Consider the following 17,874-nt stretch of genomic DNA (forward strand, 5'->3'; position numbering starts at 1 on the left):
TTAATCGAGAATTTGGCTTAATCTATCGTGTGATGCGGGCCGTCTGCCCCGGGTGCCGGCCGGCTGGCGATCCATGCCGCGCAGGCGATCAGCACCGCAGCGACGGCGACTGCGGGCAATGCGCCGGGCCGGACGAGCGCGTAGAAGGAGACGAAGCCGATCGTGATGCCGGTGCAGGCGGCGATCTTGGCATGGCGCGGGATCGCGCGCTGCGTCCGCCACGCGCGCAGCGGCGGGCCGACGCGGGGATGATCGAGCAGCCAATGTTCCAGCCGCACCGACGAGCGCGCGAAACAGGGCAAGGCGAGGATCAGGAAGTCGGTGGTCGGCAGCAGCGGCACGAACAGCCCGACGAAGCCGACGCCGACCAGCATCCAGCCGAGCGTCATCCACAAGGCCCGGCTGACGCGGCTGCGCGCGATCAGCCCGGTCACCGACGGCGCGGCGTCAGCGGAGGGTGTCGTCGGCATAGGCCTGCACCCGCGCGAAGGCGGCCTCGGCGCCGGCGATCACCCGGTCCTCCGCCGCGGCGTCCAGCGCGATCCCGTCGAGCGCGGCGGTGAAGATGCGCCAATAGGCCGCCGGCCCCTCGGGCGCGGGCGCGAGGTGGCGCGCGCCGAAATCGTCGGACAGGCCGAGCTTGGCGGCATCCTTGCGCAGCAACGTCGCGCCCATCCGCGATCCCTCCGCGACATACAGCCAGCCGAGCGCGCCCGGCAGGTCGATCGGCGTGCCCGGCGCGAACGCCGGCGCGGCGTCGGGCTGGGGCACGGCGACGGCGAGGTCGGCGAGATCCTGCTGCAACAACGGCAATTGCCGCCGTGCGGCGAGGTCCGGAAACAGCGTCTGCAGATCGGCGTCGGCATAGAGCGCGTCGATGTCGCGGTGGAACAGGAACTGCATGCGGGCGAACCGCACGTACCCGTCGCGCGAGGCGAAGGAGGATGCGGTCGAGACCGTGGTGTCGAGCCGCTCGTGCGTCGCGTGGGTCAGCGCCTTCAGCCGCTTCGCGCGGCTCGGCGATGCCGCCGGCGCTGCGGCGGCCGCGGCGGCGGCGGTGGGGGCGAGCGTCATGGCAAAGTCTCCGGAACGGTAATACGGGTGGCGCGGCGGACTGGAAGTCGGTCCGTTCGACATGGCAGACGTCCCCGATGGCATGGTTGCGACCTTCGTTTAGCTATTGCGAAGCATTCTCACGATATGCCGCTGGCGCGGGGATGGCCAGCGAAATCCGGTAAGTCCTTGGGTTGCTTGGCGCTGTATAGGCGCCTGTGCGAGAAGATTGTGAAGATTACCCGCCGCCGTTGGTCTCCGACACCGGCAGGTCGATCGTGCAATGCAGGCCATCGGGCTCGAGCGACAGATGCGTCCTGGCATCGAGCTGATAGGGCAGGGCGCGCTCGATCAGCTCGCGCCCCTGGCCGGTGCCGTGCGGCGCGCCGTCCTGCGGCATCACCACCTGCGATTCGCGCCAGTCGATGCACAGGCGCGGCGACGCCCCGTCGGCGGCGGGCATCAGCCACCAGCGCACCGTCAGCCGCGCCTGCGGCTGGCCGAGCGCGCCATATTTGACCGCATTGGTCGCCAGTTCGTGCAGCGCCATCGCCAGCATCTGCACCGCCGACGATCGCAGCCGGATGCCCTGCGGCCCGTCGAGCACGATCCGCTCCGACACCCCCGCCATCGCCGACATCTCGCTGCGCACCAGCTCGTCGAAGCTGACGCGATCGACGTCCTGCAAGCGGGACAACAGCCCCTGGACTCGGGCGAGCGCCTCCAGCCGGTCGACGAAGCGGCTGCGAAAGCCGGCGAGGTCGCTGCTCGACCGCACCGTCCGGTCGGCGATCGAGCGGACCAGGTTGATGAGGTTGCGGGTACGGTGCTGCAACTCGGCGACCAGCACCTCCAGCCGCTCCGCATTGGCGACGACATCGGTCACGTCGACGCTGATCCCGCCGATCCGCTCGATTGCGCCGCCGTTGCGCAGCGCGAAGACCGTGTCGTGCACCCAGCGCGTCTCGCCGTCCGACGGGCGGCGGATGCGGAACGTGCTGGTCCGATGCTCGCCCGCGCAGGCGCTGCGGATCGCCGCGACCGCGGGCGCGCGATCCTCGGCGACGATCAACTCCGCCCATTGCGCCACGTCCACCGCGTCCGCGCGCAATCCATAGAGCCCCTCGAACGCCGGATTGGCATATTCCAGCCGCAGCCCGGTGGCCTCGCGCACCCACAAGGCATTCGACGACGCATCCCCGAACTGACGGAAGCGGGTCTCGCTTTCCTGCAACGCCCGCTCGATCTCCATCCGCGCGGTCAGATCGACGGTGACGACGAGCAGATGTCCGGGCTGGCCGCGCACGTCTGCCATCGGCGTGACCGTGCTGTTCGCCCAGACCAGCATCCCGTCGGGCTGCCGGTAGCGCTTGTCGAGCACCGCCGGCTGGCGTTCGTCCACCGCCTTGGTGAGCGCGCGCACCGACGCCGGAAAGTCGTCGGCGAAGGTGACGTCGGCGACGGTACTGCGCAGCAGGACGTCCTCGCTGCGCCCGAGGATCCGGCACAGCTCCTGATTGACGCGCAGGAACCGCCCCTGCGCATCGATGACCGACAGGCCGACCGAGGCATCGGCGAAGATCGCACCCAGCCGCGCCTCGCGTTCCCCGGCACGCATCGCATCCTCACGCCGCACGGTGATATCGCGCTGGATCGACAGCCAAGCGGTGATCGCGCCATCGGCATCGCGCACCGGGTCGATCGTCCAGTCGACCAGATAGGCGCTGCCGTCCTTGCGGTAATTGATCCCCTCGCCGTGGAAGCCCTCGCCCGCGGCCAACGCATCGCGCATCCGCGCCAGCATCGACCGGTCGGTGCCGGGACCTTGCAGCAGGCGCGGCGTCGCGCCGACCAGCTCGTCGCGGGTATAGCCGGTCAGCTCCTGCATCGCCGGATTGACGTAGCGGATGACCGGGCCGGGCGGGTCGATCGCCGGGCCGGTGATCACGACCGCATGCCGGGCAGCGTCGAGGAGTGTCCATTCGCCGGGAAGATCGCGGGCGGAAAACGGCAGGTCGTCGATCGTCCGCCTCCCTCTTCCGGCCCCTTTCATCGTCTTATCGCCGCGCGCCGCCCGAATCCAGATCGTTCGCATTCCGCACGGTGCCCGATCCGGCGATGAAAACACTTGACGCCGCGCCGCCCAGGCCGCGTTTATCCGCCGCGATGACTCTCAATCTTCTCCTCGTCGAGGACGATACCCTGTATGCCCAGGCGCTAGCCAACGAACTCCGCGCGATCGGTCACGCGATCGCGATCGCGAGCGACGGCCGGCAGGCACTGACCGTGATGAACGAGGCGGCGTTCGATGCGGTGATCCTTGACCGGATGATGCCGCGGCTCGACGGCATGTCGGTGCTCCAGACGTTGCGGGCGGGGGGGATGACGCTGCCGGTGATCATGCTGACCGCGCTGTCCGCTTCGCACGACAAGGTCGAGGGGCTGGAGGCGGGGGCGGACGATTACGTCGTCAAGCCGGTCGCGGCAATGGAGCTGCATGCGCGGCTGACCGCGATCCTGCGCGGGCGCGGCTGGACGACGTCGAGCGCCGACACGCTGCAGGCCGGCGACATCGTCGTCAGCCCGACCACCTTCCGCGCGTGGCGGGGCGGCAGGCCGATCGACCTTGCCAAGCTGGAGCTCAAGCTGCTCGTCGAGCTGGTCCGCAACGTCGATGCGGTGCTGACCCGGGCGATGCTGATCGAGCGGGTGTGGGGCTATGACTTCATCCCCGACACCAACATCGTCGACGTCCATATCCGCCGATTGCGCCGCAAGCTGACCGAGGGCGGCGGCGACGATCCGATCCAGACGTTGCGCGGCATCGGCTATATGATGCGCGGATGAAGCCCAGCCTGCGCGCGCTGACCGTCGGCTTCGTGACGGCGTTCCTCGTCGCGACGGCGGGCACCGGTTTAGCGACCTATCGGCTGACGCTGGGAACGATCGATCGGCTGGTCGACCGGCGGATCGAGAACGTCAGCGCGCTGGTCGCCGCCGACGGCCGCCGTGCCACGGCACCGCTGCTGCTGGCGCGGATCGCCGCGCTCGCGCGGCGACGCGATACCGGCGACATCGGCTTCCAGCTCACCGACGCCGCCGGCGGGCGGCTCGGCGGCAACGTCACGCTGGCTCGGCGGTTCGCGCCGGGCTATGCCGACGTGCGGCGGCGCGACCGTATCCAGGGGTTGTCGGCGGGGCGGGCGTTCACCCGGCCGGTCGGCGACGGGCTGACGCTGACCACGATCGCGGAGACCGAGCCGTTCGACGGCTATCGCGGCGCGCGCCAGTATATCTATCTGCTCGGCTATGCGCTGATCGTGGTGATCGTGCTTGGCGGGCTCATCGCGTTCGGGCAGACGATCGCGCGGCGCTTCGCCGAGACGCGGCTGACGGTGGAGGCGATCATCGCCGGCGATATGCAGCGGCGGGTGGCGGTAACCGGATCGGCCGACGAATTCGACCGCCAGGCGCATGCCTTCAACCGCATGCTCGACCGGATCGCCGAGTTGATGGAGGGGTTGCGCAACGTCTCGAACGACGTCGCGCACGATCTGCGCACGCCGCTCGCCCGGTTGCGCAGCCGGCTGGCGACGATCGCGACGCGGGCGGACGATCGGATGCGCGACGATGTCGAACAAGCGATCGGCGAATGCGATGCGATCCTGGGGATGGTCGGCGCGATGCTGCGCATCGCCGAGATCGAAAGCGGGCGACGCACCGCGGGCTTCACCCGCGTCGATCTAGCCGCATTGGTCGCGGAGATCGGCGAGGCGATGGCACCGGTTGCGGAGGACGGCGGCCGTGATCTGGTAGTCGCAGTGGGCGGTCCGGTGCCGATCACCGGCGACCCGCGGCTGATCGAACAGGCGCTGCTCAACGGCGTCGAGAATGCGCTGCGGCATACGCCGGCGGGGACACGGATCACGCTTGGCGCGGCGATCGAGGGCGATCGTGCCATGGTGACGATCGGCGATGACGGGCCGGGCATAGCGGCGGACCAGCGCGCGCTGGCGCTGCGCCGCTTCGGCCGGCTGGAGGCGAGCCGCAATCGCCCCGGTCATGGTCTGGGATTGCCGCTGATTGCCGCGATCATGCGGCTGCACGGCGGCGACCTGTATCTGGAGGATGGCGAGCCCGGGCTGGTGCTCGGGCTCGCCTTTCCGTGCGATGCGGACAATTAGAACCGTGCCGTCGCTTCCAGGCCCCAGGTGCGGGGCGGATTGAAGTTGGCGTAATCGCCCAGGATGCCGCCGTAGCTGGTCGAGACGAGCTGGCCGTTGGCACCGTAATTGTACACCGGCGACGAATTGGCCGCCGAGCGACGATAGACGTAGGTCGTGTCGAGCAGGTTGCGCACCCAGAAGGCGAACGTGACCTTGTTGTGGTCCGATACCGCGATGTCGGCGAGCGCGAGGCGGCCGTTCATGATGAAGCTGGCCTCGGTCTTCGTCGGCTCGAGCTGGAAGCTGTACTGGCTGCTCGCGTAATTGCCGTCGAGGTGGAAGCGGACGGTGGCATCGCCGTTGCCGATGGGCACGTTATAGTCGATCGCCCCCGACGCGGCGTTGCGCGGCGTGTAGACGATGTAGAGCTGCTGCGCCGGCGCACCCGGGGTCAGCGGGTTCACCGCCGATGGCGCCTTCCAATAGGTGTAGGCGTAGGAACCCGTCAGCGTCAGGCCCTGTACCGGCGCCACGGTCAGATCGGCCTCGATGCCGCGGATCTTGCTCTTGCCGGCGTTGATCGTCTGTTCGATGTGGCTGCCGTTGGTCGGGCTGGACCCGTTGGTGTCGTAATAGTCGAAATCGAACTGCGTGTTCGACCGGTTCATGATGTAGCCGGCGAGGTTCAGACGCGCCTTGTGGTTCCAGAAGTCCATCTTCGAGCCGATTTCATACGACTTGACCGCTTCTGGACCGAACGCATTGAATGCAAGCGAACGGTCGTTCGCGCCGCCGGCGCGGAAGCCGGTCGCATATTTGGCGTAGAGGTGGACGTCCCGCGTCGCGTCGAATGCGACGTTGAGCATCGGGTCGAACCGGCTGATGCTGTTCTGGAAGGCGAACGGCGACACCGTGCCGGCAACCTGCAGGTCCGCACGGTTGTTGACGACGTAGAGCGTGCCGTGACGCTTGTCCTTCGTCCAGCGGCCGCCCGCGGTGATGTGCAGCACGTCGCCCAGCGCCGCCGGCGTGAAGGTCAAATTGCCGAACAGCGAGTAATTGTGGTCGCTCGCCTGGCTGGCGCGGGTGATGAACTGGCAGCTGTTGGCGAATTGCGGCACGGTCGTCGCGAGCGTGTTGTTGCACGACGGGTCGTACTGCTGATAGCCCGAATTGGCGCCGCTGATCGCGTTGGCATTGCCCGGGATCGGGCTGCGGATCGTGTAGGCGGTGCCGTCCGCGTTCCACAGGTTGCTGAGCGGCGTCGCGGCATATTCGGTCGCGTGTTCGGTATAATAATAGGCGCCGGCGACGTAGTCGAACTGCGGCACGCTGCCGACCGCCTGGAATTCCTGGCTGAATTGGTGCTGGCGCAGGTATGAGAGGCTGTAGCGGCTGAAATTGGAGCTCGGCGCGAAGCTGCTGCGCTCCGGACCGCCCGAATTGTCCCACTGGTCGGTGCTGACGCCGCGCCACGCGGTGATCGAGCGAAGCTCGACCGCCGGATCGATCTGATACCGCAGGTTGGACGAGAAGCCGTGCGTGATGTCAACGCTGGGCTGCTGCGGCACGCCGACGTCGGCAACCTTCTGGCGGTCGGGGTGGACGCCGACCAGCGGTGCCTTGGGCGCGATGCAGACTTGCCGACCGGCCGTGGCTTGCGCAGCGGTGATGGTGCCGCCGCACGCGCTGGTCGTGCCCGGCAGGACCAGCGTCGTCCCGCTGAACGCGCCGACCGTATAGCCGTTGGGGTTGTAGTTGGTCAGCTGGCTGAACTGCGGCGTGTTCTCGTCCTTCGCATAATCATAGGCGAAGTCGGCGGTGAGGCCGTCGACCGGCTTCCAGCGCGCCGCGATGCGACCACCCTTGCGATCGTAATAATTCCAGCCGGTCGAGCCCGTCAGCGGGTCCTTCACGGTCGGGTCCTGATGCTGGTAGACGCCGTCCAGCTTCAGCGCGACATTGTAGAAGGACGGCAGATCGACGTGCACGTCGGTGTTGTAGCTGCCGTAATTGCCGACGCCCGCGGTGATGCGGCCGTCGAACACGCCCGTCGGCGCCTTCGAAACGAGCGACAGCGCGCCGCCTTCGGTGTTGCGGCCGAACAGCGTGCCCTGCGGGCCCTTCAGCACCTCGATCCGCTCGATGTCGAACAGCGCGGCGTTGAGGCCCTGCGTCTTACCCAGTGCCACGCCGTCGATGTAGACGCCGACGCCGCCGTCACGCGCGGTCTGGTTCTGGTCGTAGGGGACGATGCCGCGGATGCCGATGGTCAACGCCGACTGGCGCGCTTCGAACGTCGCGATGCGCAGCGACGGAATGGTGCCGTCGGCAAGGTTGAACAGGCTGAGGACGTGACGGTCCTGCAAGCCTTGCGTGTTGAGCACGCTGATCGAGATCGGCGTCTTCTGCAGGTTGGTCTCGCGCCGGGTCGCGGTCACCACGATGTCCTGCAACTGGCTGCCGCCGGTGTCGGGATCGGGATCGGCGACGACCGCCGGTGCTGCCGGGGTGTCGGACTGGGCCTGTGCGAAGGCCGGAGTGGCACCGGTTAGCGCCAGCAGTGCCGCGCCAGCCAGCAGGTACGCACGCGCATGAGAAGAACCGGACAAAGAACGTCCCCCTGAGAATGTTATGTGATGAACCGCGCCACTAGCGGCGGTGGAAGTATTCTCCGTGACTGTTCGGTGACGCCGGTCGATGCATCGATGTCATCTTGAGTTCATGTTGGGGTCGTTGCCGCTGCGTAGGGAGGGGCGGGCGCGTCAGGCGCCTCCCGAACCGCTGCCGGGGACCGACGAAAACGCGCAAATATATGCGAATGCTATGCGTTTTTCGGAAAGCGATCTCGCTTTGCTACGCCCGGCCTGCCTAATCGCACTGCCTGGGACGCGCCCCGCCGTCGATCATGACGACCCGGCCGCGACCAAAAGGGTAACGTGATGATCGTCTATCGTTTATGTGGCGCCGCGCTGCTGTGCGGCCTGCCGGCTTCCGCCCTCGCGCAATCCGCCGCGAGCGACACCGCACCGCCGCCGGCGGTCACCGTTTCGGGTTCGGTCGGGCTGGTGTCCGACTATCGGTTCCGCGGCGTGTCGCAGTCCGACAAGGACATGGCGGTGCAGGGCGGCCTGACCATCGCGCATGACAGTGGGCTGTATGTCGGCACCTGGGCGTCGAACCTCGCCGGCTGGGGTACGTTCGGCGGCGCGAACATGGAGCTTGATCTGATCGGCGGGTACAAGCACGCGCTGGCGCCCAATGCAACGCTCGACGTCGGGCTGACCTGGTACATGTACCCTGGCGGCGCCGACAAGACCGACTTCGCCGAACCCTATGCAAAGCTGACCGGCACCGCCGGTCCGGCGACGCTGACCGCCAGCGTCGCTTATGCGCCCAAGCAGCAGGCGCTGGGCCGCTGGTATCGGACCGGTGCGGAGGCGGCGGCGGGCGTCTATACCGACCGCGGCGACAAGAAGGACAATCTGTACCTCGCCGGCGACGGCGCGCTGGCGGTCGCCGGTACGCCGCTGACCGCGCGTGCGCATGTCGGCCATAGCTGGGGCAATGACGGGCTGGGGCCGAACGCGACGAGCGTGACGCCGACCGGCGATTATTGGGACTGGTCGCTCGGCGCCGACGCGCATTGGCGCAGCCTGACGCTCGGCGTGAGCTACGTCGACACCGACATCAGCGGCCGCGACTCCGCCTATCTCCAGCCGAGCTTCAGCCGCGGCCAGGACGGCCGCGGCAGCATCGCCGACGGCGCGATCGTCGTCGGCCTCACCGCCGCTTTCTGAGGACACCGCCATGCACGATTTGCTGTGGATCGCGATTATGATCGGGCTGGTGGCGGCGACGCTCGCCTACGCCCGGCTCTGCGACAACGCCTGACCGGAGACGCACGCCATGACGCTCGACCTGTGGCTGGCGGCGCTGACCGCGCTGGGCCTGCTCATCTATCTCGTGGCGGTGCTCATCCGCCCCGAACGCTTCTAGAAAGGAGCGCATTCCCATGACCTTGCAGGGATGGATCCTGATCCTCGCATTCGTCGGCATCCTGCTGGCGCTGACCAAGCCCGTCGGTATGTGGCTGTTCGCCCTGTACGAGGGGCGGCGCACGCCGCTCCACGCGCTGCTCGGCCCGGTCGAGACCGGCTTCTACAGGCTCGCCGGCATCGACCCGACCGCCGAACAGGGCTGGCGCCGCTACGCCGTCCATATGCTGATCTTCAACGTCGCGCTGATGGCCTTTACCTATGCGGTGCTGCGCTTGCAGGGCGTGCTGCCCGGCAATCCGCAGGGGCTCGCCGGTCTGTCGCCCGACCTCGCGTTCAACACCGCGGTCAGCTTCACCACCAATACCAACTGGCAGAGCTATGGCGGCGAATCGACGATGTCGAACCTCAGCCAGATGCTCGGGCTGACGATCCACAATTTCCTGTCGGCGGCGACCGGCATCGCGCTCGCCTTCGCATTGTTTCGCGGCTTCGCGCGCCGCGAGGCGAAGGCGATCGGCAATTTCTGGGCGGATTGCACGCGCGTTACGCTCTACCTGCTGCTGCCGCTCTGTATCGTCTACACCGTGTTCCTGATCGCCAGCGGCGTGCCGCAGGCGCTCGCCGGCGTCGTCGACGTCACCACGCTGGAGGGGGCGAAACAGTCGCTGCTGCTCGGCCCGGTCGCCAGCCAGGAGGCGATCAAGATGCTCGGCACCAACGGCGGCGGCTTCTTCAACGCCAATAGCGCGCATCCGTTCGAGAACCCGACCGCGCTGACCAACATGGTGCAGATGCTGTCCATCTTCCTGATCGGTTTCGGCCTGACCTGGACGTTCGGCAAGGCGGTCGGCAACACGCGGCAGGGCTGGGCGATCCTGTCGGCGATGGTGATCCTGTTCCTCGCCGGCGTCACCGTCACCTATTGGCAGGAAGCGGCGGGCAACCCCGTGCTCCACCACCTCGGCGTCGGCGGCGGCAATATGGAGGGCAAGGAGGTACGTTTCGGCGTCGCCGCCTCGTCGCTGTTCGCGGTCGTCACCACCGCCGCCTCGTGCGGCGCGGTCAACAGCATGCACGACAGCTTCACCGCATTGGGCGGGCTGGTGCCGCTGTTCAACATCCAATTGGGCGAGGTCGTGATCGGCGGCGTCGGCGCTGGTATCTACGGCTTCCTGCTGTTCGCGATCCTCGCGGTGTTCGTCGCCGGGCTGATGGTCGGGCGCACCCCCGAATATGTCGGCAAGAAGATCGAGAGCCGCGAGGTCAAGCTCGCGGTGCTGGCAATCGCGGTGCTGCCGCTGATGATCCTCGGCCTCACCGCCTTGTCGTCGGTGGTGGCACCGGGGCTGGCGGGGCCGCTCAACAAGGGGCCGCACGGCTTCGGCGAGATCCTCTACGCCTTCACCAGCGCGGTCGGCAACAACGGCTCGGCCTTCGCCGGGCTGAGCGCGAACACGCCCTATTACAACGGGCTGCTCGGATTGGCGATGTGGGTGGGACGGTTCTTCATCATCGTGCCGATGCTCGCCATCGCCGGCAGTCTCGCCGCCAAGAAGCACACGCCGGAAAGCGCCGGCTCGTTTCCGACCACCGGCGGCCTGTGGGTCGGCCTGCTCGTCGGCATCGTGCTGATCCTCGGCGGGCTCACCTTCCTGCCGGGCCTCGCGCTCGGTCCCATCGCGGATCATCTCGCCATGATCCACGGCCAACTCTCCTAAAAGGCGCCGCACATGGCACGCGCACAAACCAAATCCCTGTTCACCGCCGACCTGATCCTGCCGGCGATCGGCGATGCGTTCCGCAAGCTCGATCCGCGCCAGCTCGTCCGCAACCCGGTGATGTTCGTCACCGCCGTCGTCGCGCTGCTGCTCACCGCCTTGCTCGCAGTCGGCAGCGACGGGCTGACCATCGGCTTCAAGCTGCAACTCGTCGTCTGGCTGTGGCTGACGGTGCTGTTCGGCACCTTCGCCGAGTCGCTGGCGGAAGGCCGCGGCAAGGCGCAGGCGGCCAGCCTGCGCGACGCCAAGGCGGAGCTGCGCGCCAAGCAGCTGATCGGCGTGGCCGATGCGTGGGAATGGGTGCCCGCCAGCCGGCTGTCGATCGGCGACGTGGTGCTGGTCGAGACCGGCGACCTGATCCCCAGCGACGGCGAGGTGATCGCCGGCGTCGCCTCGGTCAACGAGGCGGCGATCACCGGCGAGAGCGCGCCCGTGATCCGCGAGGCGGGCGGCGACCGTTCGGCGGTGACCGCGGGCACGCGCGTCATCTCCGACAGCATCCGCGTGCGGGTGACGGTCAATCCGGGACAGGGTTTCCTCGACCGGATGATCGCGCTGGTCGAGGGCGCCGAGCGGCAGAAGACGCCGAACGAGATCGCGCTGACCATCCTGCTCGTCGGCCTGACGATCATCTTCCTGATCGCGGTCGGCACGGTGCCGGGCTTCGCCGCTTATGCCGGCGGGTCGATCCCGGTGTCGATCCTCGCCGCGTTGCTGATCACGCTGATCCCGACGACGATCGCCGCATTGCTGTCGGCGATCGGCATCGCGGGCATGGACCGGCTGGTGCGCTTCAACGTGCTTGCCAAGTCGGGCCGCGCGGTGGAGGCGGCGGGCGACGTCGACGTGCTGCTGCTCGATAAGACCGGCACGATCACGATCGGCGACCGTCAGGCAAGCGAGTTCCGCGCGGTCGCCGGGGTCAGCCCGAGCGAGCTCGCCGAGGCGGCGCTGCTCGCCAGCCTCGCCGACGAGACGCCGGAGGGCCGCTCGATCGTCACGCTGGCGCGCGAACGTTTCCAAGTCGCCACCGCGCGGCTGCCCGACGATGCCGAGGTGATCGCGTTCACCGCGCAGACGCGTATCTCGGGCGTGCAGATCGGCGCGACCCTGATCCAGAAGGGCGCGGTCGATTCGATCCTGCGCGCCAATGCGGGCGCGGGCGAGACCGCGGCGGCGACCGAGCTGCGCCGCGCCACTGACGAGATCGCACGCGCCGGCGGCACCCCGCTCGCGGTGGCGATGGACGGGCGGCTGCTCGGCGCGATCTTCCTCAAGGACGTGGTCAAGGCGGGCATCCGCGAACGCTTCGGCGAGCTGCGCACGATGGGCATCCGCACGGTGATGATCACCGGCGACAATCCGCTGACCGCCGCGGCAATCGCCGCCGAGGCGGGGGTGGACGACTTCCTCGCCCAGGCCACGCCCGAGGACAAATTGGCGCTGATCCGCAAGGAGCAGCAGGGCGGCAAATTGGTCGCGATGTGCGGCGACGGCACCAACGACGCGCCCGCCCTGGCGCAGGCCGATGTCGGCGTCGCGATGAACACCGGCACGCAGGCGGCGCGCGAGGCGGGCAATATGGTCGATCTCGACAGCGATCCGACCAAGCTGATCGAGGTGGTCGGGCTCGGCAAGCAATTGCTGATGACGCGCGGCGCGCTGACCACTTTCTCGGTCGCCAACGACGTCGCCAAATATTTCGCGATCATCCCGGCGATGTTCGTCGCGCTCTATCCCGGGCTCGGCGTGCTCAACGTGATGGGGTTGGCGACGCCGCAATCGGCAATCCTCAGCGCGATCATCTTCAACGCGCTGATCATCCCGCTACTCGTGCCGCTGGCGCTGAAGGGCGTGGCGTACAAGCCGATGGCGGCGGGGCCGCTGCTCGCGCGCAACCTCGCGGTCTACGGGCTGGGCGGGCTGCTCGCCCCCTTCGCGGGGATCAAGCTGATCGACCTCGCCGTGGGCGGCCTGGGACTGGCGTAACACGCAACATCTGCCCCTCCCGCGGGCGGGAGGGGCGAAAGGACCGACGATGACTTCCGATTTCACTTCCGCGCTACGTCCCGCGCTCGTGCTGACGATCCTGTTCGCAGCCTTGCTCGGGATCGGCTATCCCCTTGCGATGACCGGTATCGGACAGACGCTTTTCCCCGTTCAGGCTAATGGCAGCCTCGTCACCGCGGGTGGCAGGGTGATCGGCTCGACCGTGGTCGGGCAGGCGTTCGTCAGCGACCGCTATTTCCAGACGCGGCCCTCGGCCGCCGGGAAGGGCTATGACGGACTGGCGTCTTCCGGCTCCAACCTCGGCCCCGCCAGCAAGGCGCTGGTCGCGCGCGTCACGCCCGACGTGGCGAAGCGCCGCGGCGAGGGCGCGACCGGGCCGCTGCCCGCCGATCTGGTCACCGCGAGCGGTTCGGGGCTCGACGCCGATCTGTCGCCCGCCGCGGCGCTGGTGCAGGCGGCGCGGGTCGCGCGGGTTCGCGGCCTGCCGGTCGGGACGGTGCGCGCACTCGTCCAGCGGGAGGTGGAGGATTCGCCGTTCGGCGATCCGCACGTCAACGTGCTCGCGCTCAACCGGGCGCTCGACGCGGGCCGGTGAACGACGCCGCCGCCCGCCCCGATCCCGACGCCCTGCTGCGCCATGCCGCGCAGGAGGGGCGCGGGCGGCTGAAGATCTTCCTCGGCGCCGCGCCCGGCGTCGGCAAGACCTACGAGATGCTGTCCGAGGGCGCGGCGCAGGCGCGCGAGGGCGTCGACGTCGTCATCGGCGTGGTCGAGACGCACGGGCGCAGCGAGACCGAGGCGCTGACCCGCGGCTATACGATCGTGCCGCGGCGGACGGTGGTACACGAGGGCCATGGCCTCGCCGAGATGGACCTCGACGCGATCCTGGCGCGGGCGCCGCGGCTGGTGCTGGTCGACGAACTCGCGCACAGCAACGCGCCGGGCAGCCGCCACGCCAAGCGCTATCAGGACGTCGAGGAGCTGCTCGCGGCGGGGATCGACGTCTATTCCACGGTCAATATCCAGCACGTCGAGAGCCTTAACGACGTCGTCGCCGGCTTCACCCGCGTCCGGGTGCGCGAGACGGTGCCCGACCGCATCCTCGAACTGGCGGAGATCGAGGTCGTCGATATCCCGCCCGACGAGCTGATCGAGCGGCTGAAGGCGGGCAAGGTCTATCTGCCGCAGGAGGCGACGCGGGCGCTCGCGCATTTCTTCTCCAAGACCAATCTGTCGGCGTTGCGCGAGCTGGCGCTGCGCCGCGCCGCACAGGCGGTCGATGCACAGATGCTCGACCATGTCCGCGCGCTCGGCGTCGGCGGCACCTGGGCGGGCGGCGAGCGCGTCGTCGTCGCGGTCAGCGAGGCGGCGGGGGTGGAATCGCTGGTCCGCGCCGCCAAGCGGCTCGCCGATGCGCTGCATGCGCCGTGGACCGCGGTGTTCATCGAGACGCCGCGCACGCAGGGGTTCGGCGCGGCGGAGCACCGTCAGGTCGCCAGGGCGATGAACCTGGCGACGCAGCTCGGCGGGGCGGCGGCGGCGGTGCCGGCGCAGACCGTACTCGCCGGGCTCAAGGCCTATGTCGGCGAGGCGCGCGCGACGCAGCTCATCGTCGGCAAATCGTCGCGATCGCGCTGGTTCGAGCTGCGCCACGGCTCGATCGTCGACCGGCTGGTGCGCGAGGCGCCCGATATCGCGATCCACGTGCTGCCGATGGCCGCCACGGCGCGCGGTCCGCGCCGGGCGCCGCCCGACCGCTGGGGCAGCCGCAGCGGCTATGCCTGGACAGGGGCGATGGTCGCGGCGGTGACCGGGATCGCCAGCGCGCTGTTCCATATCCTCGACCTCGGCAACGTCGCCTTGCTCTACCTGCTGCCGGTGATGATGGCGGCGAGCCTGTTCGGCCTGTGGACCGGGCTGTTCGCCGGGCTCGCGTCGAGCATCGCCTATAATTTCTTCTTCCTGCCGCCGACCGGCACGCTGACGATCAGCAATCCCGAAAACGTCGTGTCGGTGCTGGTGCTGCTCGGCATCGCGATCGCGACCAGCCACCTGACGGCGCGGGTGCGGGCGCAGGCGGACATCGCCGCGGCGAGCGCGCGGACCAATGCGGCGCTCGCCGGCTTCCTGCGCCAGCTCACCCGGCTGAACGATCCCGTCGCGGTGGCGCAGGCGATCTGCGAGGAGGTCGGGCAATTGTTCGGGCTGCGCACGGTGATGCTGGTCGCCGAGGGGGCGGGGCTGGCGGTGCAGGCGGCGAACGGCAGCGACTATCGGCTCGAGACAATGGAGATGGCGGCGGCGCAATGGGCCCATGACGGCGGCGCGCCGGCGGGGCGCGGCTCGGCGACGCTCGCCGCGTCGCAATGGTTCTTCCAGCCGCTGGTGACCGGCGAGCGGACGCTCGGCGTGCTCGGTCTCGCCAACGAGGCGGGCGGCGATCCGCTGCGCCCCGACCAGATCCCGCTGTTCATGAACCTCGTCGAACAGGCGACGCTGGCGCTCGAACGGCTGCGGCTGGAGATCGAGACGCGCGACCTCGGCGCGATGCGCGAGCGCGAGCGGCTGCGCACCGCGCTGCTGTCGTCGGTCAGCCACGATCTGCGCACGCCGCTAACCGCGGTGATCGCCGCGGCCGCCGAGCTGCATCATGGCGCCACGCCGGAATTGATCGCGACGATCGAGGGCGAGGCGGCGCGGCTGCATCGCTTCGTCGCCAACCTGCTCGACATGGCGCGGGTCGAGGCGGGGGCGCTGACGCTGCGCATGGAGGCGGTCGACCTCGCCGATGCGGTCGCCGGCGCGGCGCATGACGCCCGCCGCGCGCTTGAGGGGCATGCGGTGCAGCTTGACGTGCCGCCCGACCTGCCGCTGGTCCGCGCCGACCAGCAATTGCTCCACCATTGCCTGCTCAACCTGCTCGACAATGCCGGCCGCTATGCCGATCCCGGCACGCCGATCCGCGTCGAGGCGCGCCATCGCTACGGCGTCATCCTGCTGTCGGTCGAGGACGAGGGGCCGGGCCTGCCGCCGGGGCGCGAGGCGGAGGTGTTCGACACCTTCCGCCGCTTCGCCGGTTCGGATCGCGCGATCGGCGGCACCGGGCTGGGGCTGGCGATCGTCAAGGCGTTCGCCGCGGCGATGGGCATCGGCGTCGAGGCGGCGAACCGGCAGGATCGGGCGGGCGCGCGCTTCGGCCTGTCCTTTCCGGCGGCGTTGATCGTGCGCGACATGGCGGAGGAGCGCGACTGATGGCGGCCAAGATATTGGTGGTGGACGACGAACAGCCGATCCGCCGGCTGTTGCGCAACACGCTGGAACGCGCCGGCTATGCGGTGGTCGAGGCGATCAACGGCCGCGAGGCGCTCGCGGCGGTCGCCGCCGAGACGCCCGACGCGGTACTGCTCGACCTCGGCCTGCCCGATCGCGACGGGCTCGAACTGGTGCCGCTGATCCGCCGGGCGGGCGATGCGGTGATCCTCGTCGTCTCGGCGCGCGACGCGACCGACCAGAAGGTCGCGGCGCTCGATCTCGGCGCCGAGGATTACGTCACCAAGCCCTTCGACGGCGAGGAATTGCTCGCGCGGTTGCGCGCGGCGCTGCGCCACCGCGGCATCGATGCGGCGGCGGCGAGCGTCATCCGCCGCGACGGGCTGGAGATCGACCTCGACCAGCGGATCGTCCGGCGGGGCGGCGAGGCGTTCCATCTGACGCGCAAGGAGCATGACGTGCTCGCGGTGCTCGCCCGCCATCCCGGGCGGGTGGTGACGCACCAGCGCATCCTGGCGGCGGCCTGGGGCGGCGACGACGATCCGCGGGTCGAATATCTGCGCATCGTCGTGCGCAACCTGCGCCTGAAGCTGGAGGAGCCGAGCGCGACGGGAAGCGTGATCGCCAACGAATTGGGCGTGGGATATCGGCTGCTGGTGGGGTGAGGGCGTTTCGGTACATTCCTCCCCGTGCCGGGGAGGAATTGGGGGCGGCCGTCAGGACTCCCGTCCCGGAAACGGCTGCAACGGCAGCACCATGCCGGCGGCGACGAAATAGACCTCGCGCATCGCCGCCGCGACCTGCTGGTTGAGCCGGCCCGCGGCGTCGCGGAAGGCGCGGCCGAGCGGATGGTCGGGGACGATGCCGAGGCCGACCTCGTTGCTGACGACGAACAGCGGCAGCGGGGTCGCGGCGAGCGCGGCGAGCAGGGCGTCCGATCGCGCCGCGACATCGTGGTCGCCGAGCATCACGTTGGTCAGCCAGAGCGTCAGACAGTCGATCAGGATCGCGCCCGTCCCGATCCCGCCGATCGCCTCGGGCAGCGCGAGCGGGCATTCGACGGTCGTCCAGCGCGCGTCGCGGTCGGCGCGGTGGCGGGCGATGCGGTCGGTCATCTCGCCGTCCCATGCCTCGGCCGTGGCGAGATAATGGAGCGGGCCGGCGCAGCGCTCGGCGGCGGCCTGCGCCAGCCGGCTCTTGCCCGAGCGGGCACCGCCCAGGAACAGCGTCTTGGCTGCGATCATCTTGCCTTCGTCTCCGCGGGGTTATAGGGGCGCCGATGCGACAGGTTCCCAGAGATGGGATGAAAAGGGAACCCGGAAGCGAGCCTGAGGCTCGCCAGCCGGGGCTGCCCCCGCAACTGTGACCGGCGAGCCCTGCTCCTCCGTGTGCCACTGGATCATCCCGATCCGGGAAGGCCGGGCAGGGCGACGACCCGCGAGCCAGGAGACCTGCCCGTCGCGGTTGTCCTTCGTGCGGACGGGGTGTGCCGGCGCGATCGAGGGTTTCCTCGCGAGACGACGATGTTGGGGGCGTTGCGCGGCGGACCAAAGGTTCCGGCGAATCCGCGGTGCGTGCTCCCGTTGTTGCAACGAG

At 69.1% G+C, this 17,874-nt stretch carries 14 protein-coding genes and 1 riboswitch; of the genes, 9 read left to right on the plus strand and 5 right to left on the minus strand.

The window, feature by feature from the left end:
• Window positions 1–17 precede the first annotated feature (17 nt).
• From ACLBWH_RS12735 to ACLBWH_RS12745, 3 genes are all read right to left on the minus strand, one after another.
• Window positions 18–470: a YbaN family protein gene (locus ACLBWH_RS12735; protein WP_447799279.1), complete on the minus strand. Its 453-nt coding sequence runs from the start codon at window positions 468–470 to the stop codon at window positions 18–20.
• Window positions 448–1,074 (minus strand): biliverdin-producing heme oxygenase, encoded by a 627-nt coding sequence (locus ACLBWH_RS12740; protein ID WP_322850687.1) that lies wholly within the window; start codon window positions 1,072–1,074, stop codon window positions 448–450. Before ACLBWH_RS12740 ends, ACLBWH_RS12735 begins: the two co-directional genes overlap by 23 nt.
• 217 nt (window positions 1,075–1,291) lie before the next feature.
• On the minus strand, window positions 1,292–3,106 hold the full coding sequence (locus ACLBWH_RS12745) for a PAS domain S-box protein (RefSeq protein ID WP_447799280.1): 1,815 nt from the start codon (window positions 3,104–3,106) through the stop codon (window positions 1,292–1,294).
• A gap of 113 nt (window positions 3,107–3,219) precedes the next feature.
• On the opposite strand from ACLBWH_RS12745, the gene ACLBWH_RS12750 reads away from it, so the two are divergent.
• Together ACLBWH_RS12750 and ACLBWH_RS12755 are read left to right on the plus strand one after the other, a co-directional pair.
• Window positions 3,220–3,900: a response regulator transcription factor gene (locus tag ACLBWH_RS12750; protein ID WP_322850685.1), complete on the plus strand. Its 681-nt coding sequence runs from the start codon at window positions 3,220–3,222 to the stop codon at window positions 3,898–3,900.
• The gene (locus ACLBWH_RS12755; RefSeq protein WP_447799283.1) at window positions 3,897–5,237 is read left to right on the plus strand and encodes an ATP-binding protein; all 1,341 of its coding nucleotides are present in this window, start codon (window positions 3,897–3,899) and stop codon (window positions 5,235–5,237) included. The genes ACLBWH_RS12750 and ACLBWH_RS12755 overlap by 4 nt, the downstream gene beginning before the upstream one ends.
• Here ACLBWH_RS12755 and ACLBWH_RS12760 read toward each other — a convergent pair.
• Entirely contained in the window at window positions 5,234–7,831 is a 2,598-nt protein-coding gene (locus ACLBWH_RS12760; protein ID WP_447799285.1) for a TonB-dependent receptor, read from the minus strand. The two genes, ACLBWH_RS12755 and ACLBWH_RS12760, sit on opposite strands and share 4 nt — an antisense overlap.
• 330 nt (window positions 7,832–8,161) lie before the next feature.
• Here ACLBWH_RS12760 and ACLBWH_RS12765 point away from each other — a divergent pair, with 330 nt between their 5' ends.
• The 7 genes from ACLBWH_RS12765 (at window position 8,162) to ACLBWH_RS12795 (ending at window position 16,943) form a co-directional block, all read left to right on the plus strand.
• A complete protein-coding gene (locus tag ACLBWH_RS12765) occupies window positions 8,162–9,019 on the plus strand; it encodes a TorF family putative porin (protein WP_447799287.1) in 858 nt (285 codons plus the stop codon).
• Window positions 9,020–9,128: 109 nt separating this feature from the next.
• The gene (gene kdpF / locus ACLBWH_RS12770; RefSeq protein ID WP_022685962.1) at window positions 9,129–9,218 is read left to right on the plus strand and encodes a K(+)-transporting ATPase subunit F; all 90 of its coding nucleotides are present in this window, start codon (window positions 9,129–9,131) and stop codon (window positions 9,216–9,218) included.
• 16 nt (window positions 9,219–9,234) lie between these two features.
• Window positions 9,235–10,938 carry a potassium-transporting ATPase subunit KdpA gene (gene kdpA, locus ACLBWH_RS12775; protein ID WP_447799289.1) on the plus strand — a complete coding sequence of 568 codons (1,704 nt, stop codon included), beginning with the start codon at window positions 9,235–9,237 and terminating at the stop codon, window positions 10,936–10,938.
• A gap of 12 nt (window positions 10,939–10,950) precedes the next feature.
• Window positions 10,951–12,987, plus strand: a complete 2,037-nt coding sequence (gene kdpB, locus ACLBWH_RS12780; protein WP_447799291.1) for a potassium-transporting ATPase subunit KdpB — start codon at window positions 10,951–10,953, stop codon at window positions 12,985–12,987.
• 49 nt (window positions 12,988–13,036) lie between these two features.
• The gene (gene kdpC / locus ACLBWH_RS12785; protein ID WP_447799293.1) at window positions 13,037–13,603 is read left to right on the plus strand and encodes a potassium-transporting ATPase subunit KdpC; all 567 of its coding nucleotides are present in this window, start codon (window positions 13,037–13,039) and stop codon (window positions 13,601–13,603) included.
• Window positions 13,600–16,260: a DUF4118 domain-containing protein gene (locus ACLBWH_RS12790; RefSeq protein ID WP_447799295.1), complete on the plus strand. Its 2,661-nt coding sequence runs from the start codon at window positions 13,600–13,602 to the stop codon at window positions 16,258–16,260. The genes kdpC and ACLBWH_RS12790 overlap by 4 nt, the downstream gene beginning before the upstream one ends.
• The gene (locus ACLBWH_RS12795; protein WP_322850677.1) at window positions 16,260–16,943 is read left to right on the plus strand and encodes a response regulator transcription factor; all 684 of its coding nucleotides are present in this window, start codon (window positions 16,260–16,262) and stop codon (window positions 16,941–16,943) included. The genes ACLBWH_RS12790 and ACLBWH_RS12795 overlap by 1 nt, the downstream gene beginning before the upstream one ends.
• Before the next feature lie 51 nt (window positions 16,944–16,994).
• On the opposite strand, the gene cobU is transcribed toward ACLBWH_RS12795, so the two are convergent.
• Window positions 16,995–17,519: a bifunctional adenosylcobinamide kinase/adenosylcobinamide-phosphate guanylyltransferase gene (gene cobU, locus ACLBWH_RS12800; protein ID WP_322850693.1), complete on the minus strand. Its 525-nt coding sequence runs from the start codon at window positions 17,517–17,519 to the stop codon at window positions 16,995–16,997.
• Window positions 17,520–17,547: 28 nt separating this feature from the next.
• A riboswitch (cobalamin riboswitch) is annotated at window positions 17,548–17,751 on the plus strand.
• Window positions 17,752–17,874 lie beyond the last annotated feature (123 nt).

The sequence above is a fragment of the Sphingomonas sp. M6A6_1c genome (assembly GCF_053345135.1).

What these genes read in the sequence shown, in the direction of transcription:
- kdpF (WP_022685962.1), top strand. Translation starts at nt 9,129, where the DNA reads ATGACGCTCGACCTGTGGCTGGCGGCGCTGACCGCGCTGGGCCTGCTC.
- ACLBWH_RS12735 (WP_447799279.1), bottom strand. Translation starts at nt 470, where the DNA reads ATGCCGACGACACCCTCCGCTGACGCCGCGCCGTCGGTGACCGGGCTG.
- kdpC (WP_447799293.1), top strand. Translation starts at nt 13,037, where the DNA reads ATGACTTCCGATTTCACTTCCGCGCTACGTCCCGCGCTCGTGCTGACG.
- ACLBWH_RS12750 (WP_322850685.1), top strand. Translation starts at nt 3,220, where the DNA reads ATGACTCTCAATCTTCTCCTCGTCGAGGACGATACCCTGTATGCCCAG.
- ACLBWH_RS12755 (WP_447799283.1), top strand. Translation starts at nt 3,897, where the DNA reads ATGAAGCCCAGCCTGCGCGCGCTGACCGTCGGCTTCGTGACGGCGTTC.
- kdpB (WP_447799291.1), top strand. Translation starts at nt 10,951, where the DNA reads ATGGCACGCGCACAAACCAAATCCCTGTTCACCGCCGACCTGATCCTG.
- ACLBWH_RS12745 (WP_447799280.1), bottom strand. Translation starts at nt 3,106, where the DNA reads ATGAAAGGGGCCGGAAGAGGGAGGCGGACGATCGACGACCTGCCGTTT.
- ACLBWH_RS12740 (WP_322850687.1), bottom strand. Translation starts at nt 1,074, where the DNA reads ATGACGCTCGCCCCCACCGCCGCCGCCGCGGCCGCCGCAGCGCCGGCG.
- ACLBWH_RS12765 (WP_447799287.1), top strand. Translation starts at nt 8,162, where the DNA reads ATGATCGTCTATCGTTTATGTGGCGCCGCGCTGCTGTGCGGCCTGCCG.
- kdpA (WP_447799289.1), top strand. Translation starts at nt 9,235, where the DNA reads ATGACCTTGCAGGGATGGATCCTGATCCTCGCATTCGTCGGCATCCTG.
- ACLBWH_RS12795 (WP_322850677.1), top strand. Translation starts at nt 16,260, where the DNA reads ATGGCGGCCAAGATATTGGTGGTGGACGACGAACAGCCGATCCGCCGG.